Origin of the sequence: Paenibacillus plantarum, from assembly GCF_013141695.1 — a bacterium.
Classification (GTDB): domain Bacteria; phylum Bacillota; class Bacilli; order Paenibacillales; family NBRC-103111; genus Paenibacillus_E; species Paenibacillus_E plantarum.
Window position 1 is genome coordinate 58315 of record NZ_WHNY01000093.1, and the last position, 17043, is coordinate 75357.

Below are 17043 nucleotides of genomic sequence, written 5' to 3' on the forward strand. Positions count from 1 at the left end.
TTGACTTGTTGGATTTTCCTGGAAATAGAAATTAAGCGGAATATGAACAGAATGGCAGGGGGACAGTCTGTACGTGCATAGGAGGTATAAGCGCGTGCGTTTGGTTTGAGGGTTCATGTAGGTTCTTTCACGAAGCAAGTGTTGATTCCACGTTGACTTTGAAACATAAAAAATACATCGCCAGAGCACTAAACCCTCATGGCGATGTATTCAACACTCTGATACTACTTACTCTTCCTCACCCGTCGCAATCGGGTTATCTGCCCACGAAATCCAGTCGCTCCAGCTTCCGCTGTAGAGCTTCACATTGTCGAAGCCCGCTTCGCTAAGTCCCAGCACATTCGGGCACGCTGTCACGCCCGAGCCGCAATAGACGATGATTTCATCAGCGTCGCGCAGCGCGGCGAAGTGCTGCTCTTGCTCCGCAGCTGACAACCAAGCGCCGTTCTCGCCGAGAACGCCTTTCCAGAAGAAGCTGCGCGCGCCCGGGATGTGGCCAGCCACCGCATCGATCGGCTCTTCCAAGCCGAGGTAGCGGCGCTCCTCGCGCGAATCCACCAGCACGGTGCCTGGGCGGCCGAGCTTGTCCTTCACTTCATCCATGCTCGCCAGCATGGAGCGGTGCACCTTCGGTGAGAAGGTCCGCGGGAATACCGCTGACACTTCACCCGTGACCGGGTACCCCGCGGATTTCCACGCGGCGTACCCTTGATCCAATACGTATACCTCGGAGTGGCCGAGGAATTTCAGCATCCACCACAAGCGCGATGCCATAGCTCCGCCCTGATCGTCGTAAGCAACGACGGTCTTCGTGCCGTCAATGCCGAGACTGCCGACGAGGATCGAGAATGCACCGAGATCCGGAAGCGGATGTCGTCCGCCGTGCGCCATAATGGCACCGGATAGATCCTTCTCCAAATCGACATACACCGCTCCCTCAATATGATCCTGCTCATACTGTTCACGGCCTGATTCAGGCTTACCAAGTGCAAAACGACAATCCGCGATGACGATATTCGCATCCCCCAATTGCCCAAGCAACCACGACTGACTTACGATATTTTCCACGGTTTCTGCCACCTTCCCCTACCTACAGTTAATCTCCCATCCCACTTGTGGGATTAGCGGAGTACGATTGCCAATTGCTTCGATCTCCACCCATTTTATCGTAAAAAGCTTGTGCGCGTAAGTTATCTGGTGCAGTTGTCCAGGTTAAATTTGCATAACCGTGTCTGGCTGAGTATCCTTTGCAGGCTGCGAAAAGCTTTGCCGCCGCACCCTGTCCACGCTCAGCTTCAACAACGTACAAATCGTTCATCACCGCAATTTTGGAGGCGCGCAGCGTGCTGAAGGTGAAGTATAACGTCGCAAAGCCGACTAACGCCCCTTCCTCCGTTTCAGCAACAAATTGAATGCCAATTTTCTGTTCGAGCAATTCATGAATCAAAGCGTTCAGCTTCTCATCCTCCGGTTGTCGGTACTGATAGAAATCCACAATATAAGCTAGCATTAAAGTTTTGAGCTGGGGAATATCGGACATGACAGCTTCACGAATGGTCACTTGTGTCATCACGGGTGCCCTCCTTATTGTAATTGATATAATGAAAACAGGCGCTTCAGCATTGAGTGTTAAAAAGTTGCGGAACGTCGTTCCGTATCTTTCAGACGTCAGGTAGAATAAGGGGATTTGTTAGTCTAAAATAGAACAATGGCCAAATACTGCTTATAGAAAGGTTGCCCACAATATGCCTGAACCTATTACCATAACTTTACCTTGGCGCGTGGTTCCACTAACGGATTCGAATTGTCAGGAACTGTGCACGTGGAGCTATCCGGCTCCCTACGACATTTACAACTGGCCAACTTGGGCCGCAATGCTCGACAACCAATCCGAATTCGCTGATCCCCAAATAAGGGATGAACAATATCGCGGTGTGGTGGATATAAACGGTACGCTAACCGGATTCGTACAGTATTTCCCGATCGTTGGCGTTACCCGACTAGGCCTAGGTCTTCGACCTGATCTATGCGGCAGCGGTGGTGCAAATGTTGGCGGAGTCCGAGGTACAACCGGTGAGGGGCTTGGCACGCAATTCGTTCAACTCCTTGTGGCTGAAGCCCAACAAAGAGCCCCCGAGCAAGAAATCGACCTCGAGGTACTCGTCTGGAACGAGCGCGCTATTCGCGCCTACCAGCGTGCTGGTTTCACGATCACGGATACATATGAGAAGTGGACGCCAACCGGAACAGCTGACTTCCACTGTATGATCTATACAGGTCCGACTATCCTTTTAGTACGTTAACTCCGCAAACGCCTGATCAAACTTCGCAGCAGTCGAGAAATCAAGCTCAGTCAAGCCACCGGCACTCCACGAGGTCAGGCGCAGCGTCACCATTTTATAATCAATGGCGATCATGGGATGGTGGTTAACTGCTTCTGAGATTCGAGCAACCTCATTAACGAAGTCGATTCCCCGCAAGAACGATTTGAATCGATACTTCCGCACGATCCACTTGCTTTCCTCAGCTTCAAGGTTCCACGTTCCCAACGTGGACAATCGCTCATCCACAGTTACTCTCTCTAGCCTCACTCTCACCAACTCCTCGATACTTCTACCGCCAGCTTATATATTAATAAATATGGCAACCCAAAAATAACGTTATGAAAACACCTTATTTGCTAGCATAGAAGAGATTTCAGGATAATAACGTTATCCCATAGCCTTATTATGATATAAACGGCGTATGCCGCTCGTTTTGATTGAAATAGCGTTATTTCATCATGCTATTTTCTCGTAGAATCTGTATATGGAACAAAGAGCGTTATGGCAGACCCTTATTTGGAAGCGTATGTGACCTCACCTTTCTAAGGGGACAATCGGCTCTGAAATCGACGCCTATTGCTGAGGCCCATTCTGGGTTAGCAATAGGGTCGATGCACCTACTCGTGAGGATGATCGTGTCCCCACTCCCTCACTCGTAATCATAGGCAACTACACCCATATCACTCTCTCCCGCATAAGTCCGAAGCAACTCCAAGAACGGCTTCCCGTAGTTGCGGTATTTCACCTCACCGACCCCTTTGATGCGCAGCATCGCGGCTTCCGTAGTCGGACAGCTCTCACTCATCTCACGCAACGTGCTGTCGGCGAAAATAATATAAGGCGGCACCTTCTCACGCGCAGCCATTTCACGGCGCAGCAATCGCAGCTGCTCGAACAACGTATTGTCCATCGCGGCAACAGCGCGTACGGGTTGCTTGCGCACCTTTTGATTCACGGTCAGCTTGCCCTGAAGCACTTCGGCAGCAGGCTGCATCAAACGAACAACCGGGTATTGACCATCGGACAGCTGCAAGAAACCTTCCGAAATCAGCACATTGATCAATTCAGCGATCTCTTTTTCGGGCAAGTTGCTCATAATCCCGTGTGTCGGCAAGCGATCAAATCGATAGTCCATAATCTTCTTCGCCTTGGAGCCCTTCAAAACCGAAGCGACCATCGAAATCCCGAAGCGCTCGTTCATGCGGCGAATGCAGGAGAAGATCTTCTGCGCCTCGACCGTAATGTCGACGGTGTCACGATCGTCCTTGCAGGAGCTGCAGTTCCCGCAGGTGTCTTTAATATTTTGCTCATCAAAATAATGTAAAATAGCGTTCCGCAAACAGCGCGGCGAATAGCAGTAGTCGATCATGGTTTGGAGCTTCTTGTACTCATTCGCTTTGCGCTCAGGCGAGAGCTGGTTCTGCTCAATCAGGAACTTCTGCGTCATAATATCCTGCGCACTGAACAGCAGAATACACTCGCTTGGCTCACCATCACGCCCCGCACGGCCGGCTTCCTGGTAATAAGCTTCCATATTTTTCGGCATATTGTAGTGAATTACGTACCGGACGTTGGATTTATCAATCCCCATCCCGAAAGCGTTCGTCGCGATCATCACGCGAATATCATCGTAGAGAAACGCCTCCTGCATGTAGGAGCGCTCATCATCGGACATGCCGGCATGATACTTGCCTGCGGCGAAGCCTTTTTTGCGCAACGTTTCGTACAAATCCTCAACATCCTTACGCGTCGCAGCGTAGATAATGCCGGGCTGATGCGTATGTTCCTTCACATAGTTCTGTATGTAATCCCGCTTTTTCTCACCGCGAAGAATGGTTAACTCCAAATTGTCACGTGAGAAGCCATTGATGAAAATCCCTGCGGCATCCAGATCCAACAATCGCGCAATGTCCGCAGTGACCTCAGCAGTAGCAGTTGCTGTAAAAGCAGCCACAATCGGCCGATTCGGCAGCTGCCGAATGAAAGGAGCAATCGAGACGTAGCTCGGACGGAAATCATGTCCCCACTGCGAGACACAGTGTGCCTCATCAATCGCAACCAGAGGCAGATTCAACGCCGCCATCCGTGCGCGAAACCGTTCCGACTCTAGACGCTCAGGCGCAATATAAAGCAACTTATATTTGCCCTGCATAGCCCCCTGCATGCGCTGTTCCACTTCTCTAGCTTCCAACGTACTATTAATGAATGTGGCCGGAACACCGAGAGCGCCAAGTGCATCCACCTGATCCTTCATCAAAGAGATAAGAGGGGAAATGACTAACGTCACTCCCTCCATCAGCAGGGCTGGCACTTGATAGCAGATCGATTTCCCGCCGCCTGTCGGCATAATTCCTAGCGTATCTTTCCCTTCGAGAAGGTTCGTAATAATATTTTTCTGGCCTTCCCGGAACTCAGGATACCCGTAAACCTGTTGTAGAACCTTTCTTGCGCCATCCAACATAGCTTCTTTACACCTTTCTATCGTACAGTTCTGCCTGTTTTAAACCAAATAAATGACCGAAACCAGCTTCTCGCCATCATGCACCTTGAGCACGTGATTCCCCGCATCATGCTTAACTGATCCTGCGCCAACCTGCATCACCGGTGAACTGCCTAGTCCGTAGAATATATCATCAGCCAGCGTACGCAGGCATTCTTCCTGTTCACTTTCGTCCAGCTCCTGCCAGTCTTCTGCATTCATCTCCAGCAGCTCATAGAAACCATTCACCATTTCGATCCCACGTACAAAATCAGTAACAATATCCTTATATTCACGACCAAATTTAATACCCACTCGCGCAGTCTCCCTTCAAGAAGCATTTCATCTAGCTTCACTTTATCATATTCTAGGTAAGAATGCAGGGTTAACCCCTTTCAGCACGGATTAAAAATATCACCTTTGGCATAAACTGTGGAAATGGGCAATTTCGGAAAAAATCTGTTACTATGGAAGAAGGAATGCGCCGCTCGGAGGGTAGGAACGATCACATGTTGAAACTTCAAATTCCCAAAAATCGAATGAACTACCTCATCAAGCAAATCCCGCTTCACTTTGACGCTATCCGTCTGGAGCAAGGCTGGGAGTATTATCATAAAGGCCGCGTGACCGAGGTTGATCTCAAAGGGCTTAGTGTTCTAGCCACCGTCACAAGCAAACAAGTCCATAAGGTAGAAGTTCATTTAGAAAATTTCGCTGCAAGTACCTGCACTTGTTCTTTCGATGGCTTCTGTCAGCATATCGGTGCTACGTTTTTCAGCCTATACGCCGCTTATGGTCGTGCAGAGCTTGTCCTACAGCAGCTCAAACAGCAAATCCATACACGGAAGAAGCCAGCCCGAAGTGCTGCAGCTTCCGTTATACAAGAACGCAAAGCGGCCGCACAGGCGAACGTACCCTTGGAAGAGAGTATGCCGAGTGATTGGCATCGTTTTTTTGAAGGAAAGTTTCACGGCTTCTCCATCTCGCATCAACATTCCATAGAAACCTTCTATGAGTCCGCCTTGGAGTCGTTGCCGACCTTTGCAGCCAATTGGCGCGATACCACGCGTGAGCTGTATATGTTCCACATTGTGCTGTTCATGATGCGGAAGATCGAACAATTTTATCAAGAAACGAAAAGCTCTTACCTCAGCTACTATCATGAAAACGGGTGCAAAATTTCCGCCAAAAACTGTGAAGATAAGCTTGTCGAATTCGTCGACCGCATAGATGTGAACCGCTCTTTCCTGGCGGAGCCTAAGATATGGTTATCCACGATGAAAATGGTCGGAGAATCCGCCCTGCAAGGCAAGGACAGTCCCGTTGATTGGCTGTTCGTATATCGTTTCATCTGGTGGAAGCTGACCGATCAACCTAGCGCGCAGAAAGAGGAAGTAACACGTCTCGACGGTCTTTTGGCCAAGAAGGAACTGCTTCCGAAGAAAAAGGATTCGTTGCTTGCGGCTAGGGCTCACTTTGATATTATGCAGGGGCATACCGAGCAAGCCTTCGAACGTCTTGGGCAATTGGCTCACCCGCATGCGAAGGATTTCTTCCTTTATTTAAATAAATTCGCGAGCGATGGACAGTGGGATCACATGCTGGTCTGGTTGCGCTGGCTGTTCCCCTCGATAACGAATGCGAATCATGATGATTTCCGCACGTTCTGCCAATATTGGCTAGATACCACGAAGCATCTGGCAAACGATAGCGAATGGGTACAGGTGATGGAGTCCTTACTCCCACGTTCCTACTACTATTACACCGCGTATTTGCTGCAAACGAAACGGTACCGTCAATGGGTGGATTTGCAGTTGGCGAATCGGATTTCACCTTTGAATTTGTATGGAATAGAGCTCAAAGCGATCGAAGAGCACGACTCCGCGCTGCTCCTTCCGCTCTATCATCAAGCAGCCGAACGGGCTGTTCTGGAGAAAAATAGGGCTTCTTACAAGACGGCAGTCCGCCTGCTCAAGAAGCTGCATAGCATCTATAAACACATCGGCCAGGATGACCGCTGGGAGCACTATATTTACCGCTTAGCGGATAAGTTCTCGCGTTTGCGTGCTTTCCAAGAAGAGCTCAAGAAAGGAAAATGGATTCGATGATCGAAACCAGCGCGCTGACCGTTCACGTTAGTTCCTTACCTAACGGGTCATTATTTCTATGGGGTTCCCGTGAAAACGGTGGTATTTGGGATGCTCTTGATTTAAAACATATGCTATTCGCCTGGCATCGCGCCTCCTTCTTCGGCACCTTCATGGAACCGAGCGAATGGCAAAATCGGGAAGGCATCGAACTGCTGCCGCTGGAAGCGCTCGATTATTTCAGCGAACCGCAGCCTGTTCAGCACTTACAATTGAAGTGGCATGCTTCTTCCGCTGATGTGATTGCGCTGGCTCCTGCTATTCGCGAGTCGCTTGCGACAGGTCGTTTCATGCCGGACTATGAGAAATGGAAGTCCGGTGAAATCGGTTGGAAGCTGCAGCTGCCGGAAGAGCTGCAATTGCTTGAGACTCCAGCGATATCACGCTGGATTCATGCCTTGATCCCGGAATGGGTCGATGCCGACGGGATCATGAAGGACAATTTACGCAAGCTCGAAGCTGCGTATCCGTTAATGCGGCGCGGCGATGTCAGCGCAGAGGTGTGGCTGGACGAGGAAGACTGGCTCGTCAGCATTGGCTGGCGTCAGGACCGGACGCCAATGCGTACGTGCCTGCAGCTCGTCGAGCCCGACCTGGCGCACGGCGCAGGCTGGCAGCTGCGCGTGCTGCTGCAGGACCGGCTGGCGCCTGAGGTGCTGCGCACCGTGACGACCGTCGGCGAGCCGGTCGCAGGGGAACAGCCACTGCCAGAGGCTTGGCTGCCTGAAATCGCCCGTGTCGAGCGCGACACGGCGAAGTGGGTGCGCATCCTGCCGTGGCTGGATGCGGGCGAAGGCGTCCTCCGTCAGTCGGTGACGGAGGAGGAGGCTTGGCGCTTCCTCGCAGAGGGAAGCGTAAGGCTTGTTGAGTCAGGAACAAGCGTGTTCCTGCCGGCGTGGTGGGATCGCATCCGCAAGATGCGGCCGAAGCTGCGCGCGAAGATCAAGTCTTCCGTCGGTTCTGGACGGGAGACGATGTTCGGGCTGACCCAGCTGATGCAGTTCGACTGGAAGCTGGCTGTTGGCGATTTGGAGCTGACGGAAGAGGAATTCCGTCAATTGCTCGAGGAGAAGCGTAAGCTGATCCAGATTCGCGGCAACTGGATTCAGCTCGACCCGAAATTCATGGCGCAGGTCGAGCAGATTATGAAGCAAGTGCACAAGAAGCAGGGGCTGTCGTTCCGCGATGTGCTGGAGCTGCATTTTGCCGGTGACGCAGGCGGCTTGCTGCCTGCCGAGGATGATCCTGATGCGATGCGCTACCTCGACATGGAGGTCGAGTTGAACGAGCAGCTGCGCCACATGATCGAACAGTTGACGCAGACCTCGGCGATTCCGACGATTGAACCGCCGCCTAGCTTTCACGGCTCCCTTCGCCACTACCAAGTGGACGGTATCTCGTGGCTGTTGTTCTTGCGTAGATTCGGCCTTGGCGGCTGCTTAGCTGATGACATGGGTCTCGGGAAAACGATCCAATGGATCACGTACTTGCTCACGGTCAAAGAGACCGAGCAGCCAGATACACCATCGTTGCTCGTTTGTCCAACCTCCGTGCTGGGCAACTGGCAGATGGAGCTGAAACGATTTGCGCCTTCGTTGCGCGTCCATCTTCACTATGGGCCGCAGCGGTTAAAAGGCCCTGCTTTCGGAGAGAAAATCGTCGGCAATTATGATTTGGTACTGACCTCCTATACGCTTTCCCATCTAGATGAGAGTGAGCTGGGCGCAATTGCCTGGAACTCGATCTGTTTGGACGAAGCTCAAAATATCAAGAACGCTTATACCAAGCAAGCTACGGCGATTCGCCGCTTGAATGGTTTCCATCGCATTGCCTTGACGGGAACGCCGATCGAGAATCGTCTGACCGAGCTATGGTCGATCTTCGACTTCGCGAATCCTGGCTATCTCGGCACCGTGCGCGAGTTCACGACTCGCTACGTGAACGCCATCGAGAAGACGCGCGATGAGGCGACGATTGGCAAAGTCCAGAAGCTGATCCGCCCGTTCTTACTGCGCCGCGAGAAGAAAGATCCGGCGATCCAGCTGGATCTGCCAGAGAAGAACGAGTCCAAAACGTTCATCTCGCTCACAGCAGAGCAAGGCTCGTTGTACGAGAATTACATCCAGGATATGTTCGATCGCCTGGATAAGCTTTCTGCGATGGAGCGGCGAGGCCTCATCCTCGCTGCGTTGACGAAGCTCAAGCAGGTGTGTAACCACCCTGCTTTGCTGCTCAAGGAAGGGCTCGGCGCCCCGTGGAGTGGACGCTCCAACAAGCTTGAGCGCTTGCTCGAGATGGTGCAGGAGCTGCGCCAAGAGGGCGACAAATGCTTGATCTTCACGCAATTTGTCGAGACGGGCAACCTGTTGCAGCATGTGCTACAGCAGGAGCTCGGCGAAAAAGTGCTGTTCCTGCACGGCGGAACATCCAAGAATGGGCGCGATGAGATGATCGCGCACTTCCAAGACAATGATGACCTGCCGGTCGACGAGCAGCGAAATGTGTTCATTCTTTCGCTGAAGGCCGGCGGCATCGGGCTCAACCTGACGGCGGCGAATCATGTGTTTCACTACGATCGCTGGTGGAACCCCGCCGTCGAGAATCAGGCCACAGACCGCGCCTTCCGGATCGGGCAGACGCGACATGTGCAGGTGCACAAGTTCGTGACACTCGGCACGCTGGAGGAGCGCATCGACGAGATGATCGAGCGCAAGCTCGGCCTCAGCCAGCAGATCGTGGGCTCCGGTGAGAACTGGATCACCGAGCTGTCGACCGACGAGCTGCGCGATTTGTTCTCGCTCCGCCGCGAGTGGGTAGAGGCGTAAAGAGGCTTCGAGGTCTGCGGTTTGAGGCACGACGCTGGCTTCACACACAAAAGAGGTTATCCCAAGCTTCACCTGGGATAACCTCTTTTGTGCTCCATGTGTATCCGTTGTCCATCTCAGTTCTATCTCTCTATGTACTCAACTACCACTTTCACTGTAACCTACGCTCTTTATACCTCTGCTGCTATACGCTATCTACTCTCCGTTTCTTTCCATCTCTAGCTATTCTTCCTCCATTCACTCTATCTCCCCCTACAAGCTCCCTTATTTCTCGCTCTACTGCCACGTTTCTCTATCTACCCTTCCATCCTCCACACTACCCCATCCACCAACAAGCTAATCCAAGGAGTTAACTGTATAAACTCCAGCTATTTTCATTCAATTCTCTTAAATAACTCATTTAACTGTAAAACCTACAACTAATCTGCCCGATTCCGATGAATTATGACCACTTCTCCAAAATTAACTGGAGGTTTTCCATTTAAGCGTTCCATTTCAGTATTATCATTGAAATTAACTGTACTTTTTCCATCTATTCGCGAAATGTGGAGCGGTACTTGGTGTTTTGTACTTGGTGTTTGGTTATTTCCCCTCCATCAAATCAATAAATCCAAAAACAAATAATAACCCTCTCCCATCGCACACGAGTAAGTCTGAATCTGTCGTGAGGTATCCAAGTCGGTATAGGCTTGGGAGAGAATGCCTTGCTTTTGCAGATTCATCATCAGAATGTTAGAGATGAAATATGGCCGCCACGTCCAATTCGCTTGACGGTAGCTCTCGTCTTTGCCCCATCCATCTTCGGAACGCGTGTAGTTAGAGGAAATCTGATAGCCATCGCCCTGGCAAATATACATGCGGATACAATTGTCCGTAACGTTACCGATGGTTTGCTCAATTACCGCATCAGCCTCCTCCGCAGTCGAGAAGTGAACGGAGGCGTTGATTAACGCATCCAGCCTTTGATGTACACTCAGCAGGTGATGATATCGCCCAAATTCATCCTGTCCGAACGATTTAATTTCCTGTTCCAGCATGGCTTTGTAGGCATCTGGACGCTGCAGGTCTGGCTCTGCTTTTGAGAACAAAAAACCTTGTACATATCTAGCCCCAACCTGTAAAGCGCTGCGCAGCTCCTGCTTCGTTTCGACGCCTTCAACGAGTAGGGAAGCACCAATCTGAGCAGATACAATGGAGAAAGACTGCATAACGGCCTTGTAGCCATCGTGGACGATACTCTTTTTCAAAATATTCAGGTCAACCTTCAAGATCTTCGGCTGCAAGCTCGCAATTCGGTCGAAGTTACTAAAGCCGCTTCCGACATCATCAATGGCGATCGTACATCCGAATTCACGATATAATTCAACAATCCACGTCAGCTCCTGGAGCTTGCCCGTAAATTCCTCCTCGGTGATTTCAATGACGATCCGCGAGGGATTAATCTTGTATTTTTTTAACAATTCAATCGTTGGTAAGATGCCCGTTCGCTTGTAAGTTCTATAAATCCAAGAGGGCTTTAGGTTAATAAACAGTTCGCTCTCGTCCGATGCAGCGACTATTCGTTCAATGGCCTGCTCTCTTAAATGACGATCAATCATTAGCTGCATGTCTTCGGAAATCTCTGGGTCTTTGAAAAAAGGACCTAAGCTCTCCACACCACTCTCGCGAACCCATCTACCTAGTGTTTCATACCCTATTATTCGTTGACTCTGCAAAGAGATAATCGGTTGAAAATAAGGACGTACTTCATGACGCGGCGGAATCTTGATGTTTTTCACCTGCACAGTGCGCCTCCCTCTTGGAAATTTTTATGTCACATGACTTAACATCCATATCGTTATTGACTCATATTTTAAACGACATCTCCCTTTTCTGCAATCTATGATGGAAGAAAACATAACATTATCGATTTTTAGAGGAATTTGTTGATGTTTGTCGAATTTCTAGGTGATCTTTTATTCTATTAGAAGTTAGGTGACCGATTGGAATGAAAACTTTCACGAGATCGCGGATCTCCATGCTATATGTCATTTTAATAGTCGTTTTACTAGCTTTCGTCAGTGTATCCAACTATATGGCTTCTCGAAATATGGAGAGAGAAAACAATGCGATTGTGAATCAGGCGATTCCGATTCTGACGACGGCCAATAGTTTATTGACCAGCTTAATCAATCAGGAGACGGGTCTCCGCGGTTACCAACTAGGTGGAGGCAATGAACAGTTCCTTGAGCCTTATACCACGGGGAGAGAACAGGTCGCCATGGATTTAAGCACGCTTTCGTCCTACGACAAGAAATATCCAACCCTACAACTTATTATTGATACCCAGGCGATACCAGCCATTACCAATTTGCAAAAGTACTATGATACGACTTTAGAATTATTCCGTGCAGGTAAAATAGAAGAAGCGAAAGCCCGTGTCACTGGCGGCAAAACGCTAATGGATCGCTATCGTGTCATTCATACGAGTATCGAAAAAAATATTGGGCAGATTACGTCTTCAGCTTCTGAGGCTTCTCAGCAAGCAGGTCAAACCTCCCGTTTGATCACCATTGTCGGCTTCCTGATCGCTCTTCTTGCAGGAGCTATGTCCATCATCATCTCCTTACGCTCCTACCAAGCGGAGAAGGAGCTGCGCAAGAGCGAGGAAACTTACCGCTATATGGCGGAGAGTCTGGAATCCCAGAACGAGGAAATTATTGCCCAGCAAGAGGAACAGCAGATTACGTTGGCTAAGTTGTCTGAGCGCGAACGAGATTTGGAACTCATCTCCTCATACCAAGAGAAGCTCACTGGCTATGTGAAGTTAACTGATTTCTTGAAACATACGCTGCCTGCCTTATTAAATTCGCTTGCGCAGGATGCGGCTTTGGTTGTCCTCGAGGATCGATCAGAGAACGGGGCCAGTTCCTACGAGGTTATTCATTCTATCGGGTATCCCAAGGGACATATTCAAGCTTCACGCAGCGAACTCTTCGGCCCAGCCAGACGTGTATTCGAAGAGGGGGTTTCGATCACACATACCCGTGATGTGACAGGCAATGAGCAAGGTGTCCATAACGGCATGACACGAGCTATCGATCATTACATTCCGCTCACAGATGATAAGCAAGAAGTCATTGGTTTTCTCTTACTAACGAGTTACCAATGCGCGCACTATCAAGATGATAATCAACGTCTAACCAAAGGTTTAGTTCGTCAATTCGGGCTGGCGTTCTATGCACAGGTCGTCAATGATGAGAAACTACAGCAAGCAGAAAGCCTAGCCTTACTGAACGATCAACTCACGGCAGAGAAATTGCTATTAGAAGGTCAGCATGACCTTATTCAAAATATTTTAGAATCCGCCCACGAGGGTATGATGATGTGTGATTCAGAGGGTATGATTCTCTTTTCCAATCATCGGATGAATCAATATTTCGGGCTACATGAACGGATCGGCCAGAACCTTGTTAGCTGCAGCTATGAGATTGGGGCCAAATCGCCTAGTTTTCATGGGGTAGCAGCTTCCATCGAGGCCTTGATAGATCGCTCGCTGTCTCATTTGACGCAGCGCTTCAGCTTTCAGCAGGACGAACAGCTCCAACATGCGGAGCTCTACGCTACCGTTGTTAGCGAAGGCACGGAGCAGCAAGGCTATCTCTTCGTTTTCCGTGACCGTACGGAAGAAGAGCGCGTGGATGAAATGAAGAATGAATTCATCTCCATTGTTTCACATGAGCTGCGGACTCCGCTGGCCAGTGTGCTTGGATTTATCGAAATTTTACTGCATCGCGACCTTCCGCAAGAGAAGCAGAAACGTTACATGGAAACCATTTATAACGAAGCCCAACGCCTGTCGAATTTAATCAATGACTTCTTAGATCTACAGCGGATGGAGTCCGGTCGTCAATCGTACAACTTCGCACCGATTCATTTGCAGTCTCTCGTCACCGAAATTGCAGAGCAATGGCAGGATAAGCAGCTGCATCAGATCGTCATTCATCAGCAAGAGCCTGAGCTTTGGGTACGGGCAGATGTTGATCGTATTCGCCAAGTATTCGATAACCTCATTAGCAATGCTATCAAATACTCGCCGGCAGCAGATCATATCGACATTCATGTGTTGGCACATGACGGTAAAGCTACCATTGCCATTCAAGATTACGGTCTCGGTATACCACCGGAAGCGAATGAGCATATGTTCTCGAAATTTTTCCGTGTCGACAACTCCGACCGCCGTCAAATAGGTGGCACAGGCCTCGGTCTCGCCATTGTAAAAGAAATCGTCGAGGGCCATGGCGGGCACATCTCCTATACGTCTGAAATGGGGCATGGTACCACGTTCCGCATTGAACTCGATCAATATGAGATTTCCGGCTTAGACGGGAAAATCGTTATTTTCGAAGACGATGATAACCTGGCCAAATTAATTCAAGTCGCTTTAAATAAGCTAAGTCTACCTTCGATCCAACTGCGTTCCGCTGAGGAAGGCATGATCGCATTGCGTCGCTGTGAGGGTGAAGGTCCTGTTCTATTTATCGTAGACATCCATCTAGAAGGCGAGAAAACAGGCTGGGATTTCATCGCAGACCTGTACAAGCATCCTTTGCATGCGCAAACGCCAGTCATTGTTTCAACAGCGCTCGATCCGCCTCATGATTATCATGAGAAAGAGATTGAGAAATATCTGAAAAAACCGTTCACAATGGAACGACTTGTACAGGTGGCGAAACGCTTGCTCGACAATAAAAGCAGCCTAGCCTACGTTTTCCCAGCTCAAGACAAAGAAACCCTCTCCACCACCTTAGAACGCAACGGCATTAATGTGCTCAAAATGCAAGAGAATCAGGACATGATTGAGGTTGATCTCATTAGGCCTCCATCGGACAAGTAACCGTTCATTGATCTCTCCTACCTTATTATAGGGTGGGGGAGATTTTTATCATTATTGTAAAGAAGAGGGATTTCCCTACAGAATCGCCAATATAATAGAAAAATAGAGGTAAGTGAAGAGAAAGGGTGTGCCCGTATGGCAAAGCTTGAACCCGCTTCCAAACCATTGCAAGGCCGCAGTGTTTGGGCGTTATTTTTCTCCCTGCCTATTTTCGCATGGGCGATGTACGATTTTGCAAATACCATTTTTTCTTCCAATATCGTAACTGTGTTCTACCCTTTTTATTTAAAAGAAACCTTAGGCAGCAGCGAGGAAATGAACCAGATTGCAAGTACGTTCATCACGTACTCCAATGCGTTGTCTAGCTTCTTCTTGGTGCTCCTATCTCCCTTATTCGGTGTCTGGATTGATCGTACGGGCAAAAAGAAAGCCTATCTCGTCCCCTTCACACTGATCGCGATCATCGCAACATTTTTGATGGGGGCATCGGCCGTATGGGATACAAATACAGAGTGGCTCGGCCTCAATACATCCATTCTCGGTGTTATTTTATTTTTCATGGTCGCCAAATTTTTCTATAACTCCAGCTTAGTGTTCTATGACTCCATGATCTCTGATCTGGGCAATGAACGCGAGATTCCTTTGATCTCCGGATTTGGTGTAGCCGTCGGTTATGTAGGTACGCTCGTGGGTCTAATTGCTTTCTTGTTCGTTCACGATAACCACTTCGAGAGTACATTCATTCCAAGTGCGGTCATGTTCCTCATCTTTTCACTGCCGATCATGTTCTTGTACAAAGAGAAGCGGCAAAAGCCAGTGGCTAGCAATAAGTCGCTGCTTAGCGGTTATCGCGAGATTTGGACGACGTTCAAGGAAGCTCGAAAGTACCAAGCAGCTTTCACGTTCATGATCGCCTACTTCTTCTTCAACGATGCCATTGCTACGGCGATTGCCGTTATGGCCATTTATGCGAATACCGTCATGGGCTTCTCGACGGGGCAGTTCATTCTACTTTATCTTGTATCCACGGTGTCTAGCGTGATCGGGTCCTTCCTATTCGGTTATGTGACACGCAGTATTGGACCTAAGAAAGCCGTAACCATTGTCGCTATCATCCTCATTGTGGCCATCTCCCTCGCTTCTTTAGCAACAAGCCAGAGCATCTTCTGGGTAGCAGGCAGCCTGTATGGTGTTTCTATGGGTGCGATGTGGGTGACCTCTCGTACCTTGATCGTGCAGCTAACACCGGAAGAAAAACGCGGTCAATTTTTCGGCCTATTCGCCTTCTCAGGGAAGGTGTCCTCCATTGTCGGACCTCTACTCTACGGCTCCATCACATGGGCTATGGCCTCTACTGGCAACTTAGCAAGTCGAGTCGCACTTGGCTCCTTACTGGTCCTAGTCATCATCGGGCTCATCGTCCACATGCGAGTTCCGCAAAAATTGCAAAATCCCGCTTAATTCATGTACAATTACATCTAACATGAGGAAGCAGACACAGCAAACACTAGAGCATCTAAGGCTTTAGTGTTTTTTTGTAAGCATCCGTTGGTTACCGCACTATACTTCCTAGTCAGACACAATCTATCGTACAGGCGTTCTCATCAGAAAGAGGGGATATGGTAATGGCTTTACGGTACAAACGAGTCCTCATTAAACTTAGTGGCGGTGCTGTCGCAGGTGATAACTCCTTCGGATTTGACCCTACACAGCTGGATCATATCGCCAATGAAATTATGACCGTCGTGAATTTAGGCGTTGAAGTGTGTCTTGTGATTGGTGGAGGTAATATTTTCCGCGGCAATATGGGCGAAAGCTGGGGCATCGAGAAAGCGGAGGCTGATAACATCGGCACACTCGCAACAGTCATCAACAGTTTGATGCTGCGTGGTGTGTTGAAAGCGAAGACGGAGGCCGAGGTGCGTGTTATGACAGCCATCCCAATCGCATCTGTGGCAGAGCCTTTCATTCGTTTACGAGCCATTCATCACTTGGAAAAAGGGTACATCGTCATTTTCGCCGGCGGAAACGGACAGCCTTTCGTTACGACGGATTATCCGTCTGTACAGCGGGCGATTGAAGTCAATTGCGATGCCATTCTCGTGGCCAAACAAGGCGTGGACGGTGTCTTCGACAAAGATCCGAAGCACCATCAAGAGGCGCTCCAGTACAAATCGCTCCATTACAACGATGTGATTCAGCACAATTTGAAGGTGATGGATCAATCTGCCTTTATTCTAGCGCGGGACTACCATGTACCGATTCACGTGTTCAATTTCGACAAACCTGGCTCGATGAAGGACATCTGTGCGGGGCTGAACACGGGTACGATTATTAGCGCGTCATCTGAACTCATATATCATTAATGGATTTGTATACACACGGCCCTCTC

12 protein-coding genes are annotated in these 17043 nt (G+C 49.5%); 6 read left to right on the forward strand and 6 right to left on the reverse strand.

Annotated features, from left to right (window positions below):
• Positions 1 to 228: 228 nt before the first annotated feature.
• Together GC096_RS37240 and GC096_RS37245 are read right to left on the reverse strand one after the other, a co-directional pair.
• Positions 229 to 1068, reverse strand: a complete 840-nt coding sequence (locus GC096_RS37240) for a sulfurtransferase (RefSeq protein WP_171638179.1) — start codon at positions 1066 to 1068, stop codon at positions 229 to 231.
• Positions 1069 to 1096: 28 nt separating this feature from the next.
• Entirely contained in the window at positions 1097 to 1570 is a 474-nt protein-coding gene (locus tag GC096_RS37245) for a GNAT family N-acetyltransferase (protein WP_056622098.1), read from the reverse strand.
• 175 nt (positions 1571 to 1745) lie between these two features.
• On the opposite strand from GC096_RS37245, the gene GC096_RS37250 reads away from it, so the two are divergent.
• Positions 1746 to 2303, forward strand: a complete 558-nt coding sequence (locus GC096_RS37250; RefSeq protein ID WP_171638181.1) for a GNAT family N-acetyltransferase — start codon at positions 1746 to 1748, stop codon at positions 2301 to 2303.
• Here the strand turns inward: GC096_RS37250 and GC096_RS37255 are convergent.
• The 3 genes from GC096_RS37255 to GC096_RS37265 all read right to left on the reverse strand — a co-directional run bounded on the left by GC096_RS37255 (position 2292) and on the right by GC096_RS37265 (position 5118).
• Complete coding sequence (locus tag GC096_RS37255; RefSeq protein WP_171638183.1) at positions 2292 to 2591, reverse strand: 4a-hydroxytetrahydrobiopterin dehydratase; 300 nt, start codon at positions 2589 to 2591, stop codon at positions 2292 to 2294. The two genes, GC096_RS37250 and GC096_RS37255, sit on opposite strands and share 12 nt — an antisense overlap.
• Before the next feature lie 382 nt (positions 2592 to 2973).
• The gene (gene recQ, locus GC096_RS37260) at positions 2974 to 4785 is read right to left on the reverse strand and encodes a DNA helicase RecQ (protein WP_171638185.1); all 1812 of its coding nucleotides are present in this window, start codon (positions 4783 to 4785) and stop codon (positions 2974 to 2976) included.
• Between the two features lie 39 nt (positions 4786 to 4824).
• Positions 4825 to 5118: a hypothetical protein gene (locus GC096_RS37265; RefSeq protein WP_171638187.1), complete on the reverse strand. Its 294-nt coding sequence runs from the start codon at positions 5116 to 5118 to the stop codon at positions 4825 to 4827.
• A 194-nt stretch (positions 5119 to 5312) separates the two neighbouring features.
• On the opposite strand from GC096_RS37265, the gene GC096_RS37270 reads away from it, so the two are divergent.
• Both GC096_RS37270 and GC096_RS37275 read left to right on the forward strand, forming a co-directional pair.
• On the forward strand, positions 5313 to 6911 hold the full coding sequence (locus GC096_RS37270; protein ID WP_171638189.1) for an SWIM zinc finger family protein: 1599 nt from the start codon (positions 5313 to 5315) through the stop codon (positions 6909 to 6911).
• Entirely contained in the window at positions 6899 to 9775 is a 2877-nt protein-coding gene (locus GC096_RS37275) for a DEAD/DEAH box helicase (RefSeq protein ID WP_171638191.1), read from the forward strand. The genes GC096_RS37270 and GC096_RS37275 overlap by 13 nt, the downstream gene beginning before the upstream one ends.
• Positions 9776 to 10371: 596 nt before the next feature.
• On the opposite strand, the gene GC096_RS39450 is transcribed toward GC096_RS37275, so the two are convergent.
• The gene (locus GC096_RS39450; RefSeq protein WP_171638193.1) at positions 10372 to 11553 is read right to left on the reverse strand and encodes an EAL domain-containing protein; all 1182 of its coding nucleotides are present in this window, start codon (positions 11551 to 11553) and stop codon (positions 10372 to 10374) included.
• A 209-nt stretch (positions 11554 to 11762) separates the two neighbouring features.
• On the opposite strand from GC096_RS39450, the gene GC096_RS37285 reads away from it, so the two are divergent.
• From GC096_RS37285 to pyrH, 3 genes are all read left to right on the forward strand, one after another.
• Positions 11763 to 14651, forward strand: coding sequence for an ATP-binding protein (locus GC096_RS37285; protein ID WP_171638195.1), 2889 nt, complete (start codon positions 11763 to 11765; stop codon positions 14649 to 14651).
• A 135-nt stretch (positions 14652 to 14786) separates the two neighbouring features.
• Positions 14787 to 16112 (forward strand): MFS transporter, encoded by a 1326-nt coding sequence (locus GC096_RS37290; RefSeq protein WP_171638197.1) that lies wholly within the window; start codon positions 14787 to 14789, stop codon positions 16110 to 16112.
• Positions 16113 to 16276: 164 nt separating this feature from the next.
• Positions 16277 to 17017 (forward strand): UMP kinase, encoded by a 741-nt coding sequence (gene pyrH / locus GC096_RS37295; protein ID WP_171638199.1) that lies wholly within the window; start codon positions 16277 to 16279, stop codon positions 17015 to 17017.
• Positions 17018 to 17043: the final 26 nt, after the last annotated feature.

Coding starts and splice junctions, on each gene's coding strand:
- GC096_RS37245 (WP_056622098.1), bottom strand. CDS start 1,570: ATGACACAAGTGACCATTCGTGAAGCTGTCATGTCCGATATTCCCCAG.
- GC096_RS37250 (WP_171638181.1), top strand. CDS start 1,746: ATGCCTGAACCTATTACCATAACTTTACCTTGGCGCGTGGTTCCACTA.
- recQ (WP_171638185.1), bottom strand. CDS start 4,785: ATGTTGGATGGCGCAAGAAAGGTTCTACAACAGGTTTACGGGTATCCT.
- GC096_RS37270 (WP_171638189.1), top strand. CDS start 5,313: ATGTTGAAACTTCAAATTCCCAAAAATCGAATGAACTACCTCATCAAG.
- GC096_RS37275 (WP_171638191.1), top strand. CDS start 6,899: ATGGATTCGATGATCGAAACCAGCGCGCTGACCGTTCACGTTAGTTCC.
- GC096_RS37285 (WP_171638195.1), top strand. CDS start 11,763: ATGAAAACTTTCACGAGATCGCGGATCTCCATGCTATATGTCATTTTA.
- GC096_RS37290 (WP_171638197.1), top strand. CDS start 14,787: ATGGCAAAGCTTGAACCCGCTTCCAAACCATTGCAAGGCCGCAGTGTT.
- pyrH (WP_171638199.1), top strand. CDS start 16,277: ATGGCTTTACGGTACAAACGAGTCCTCATTAAACTTAGTGGCGGTGCT.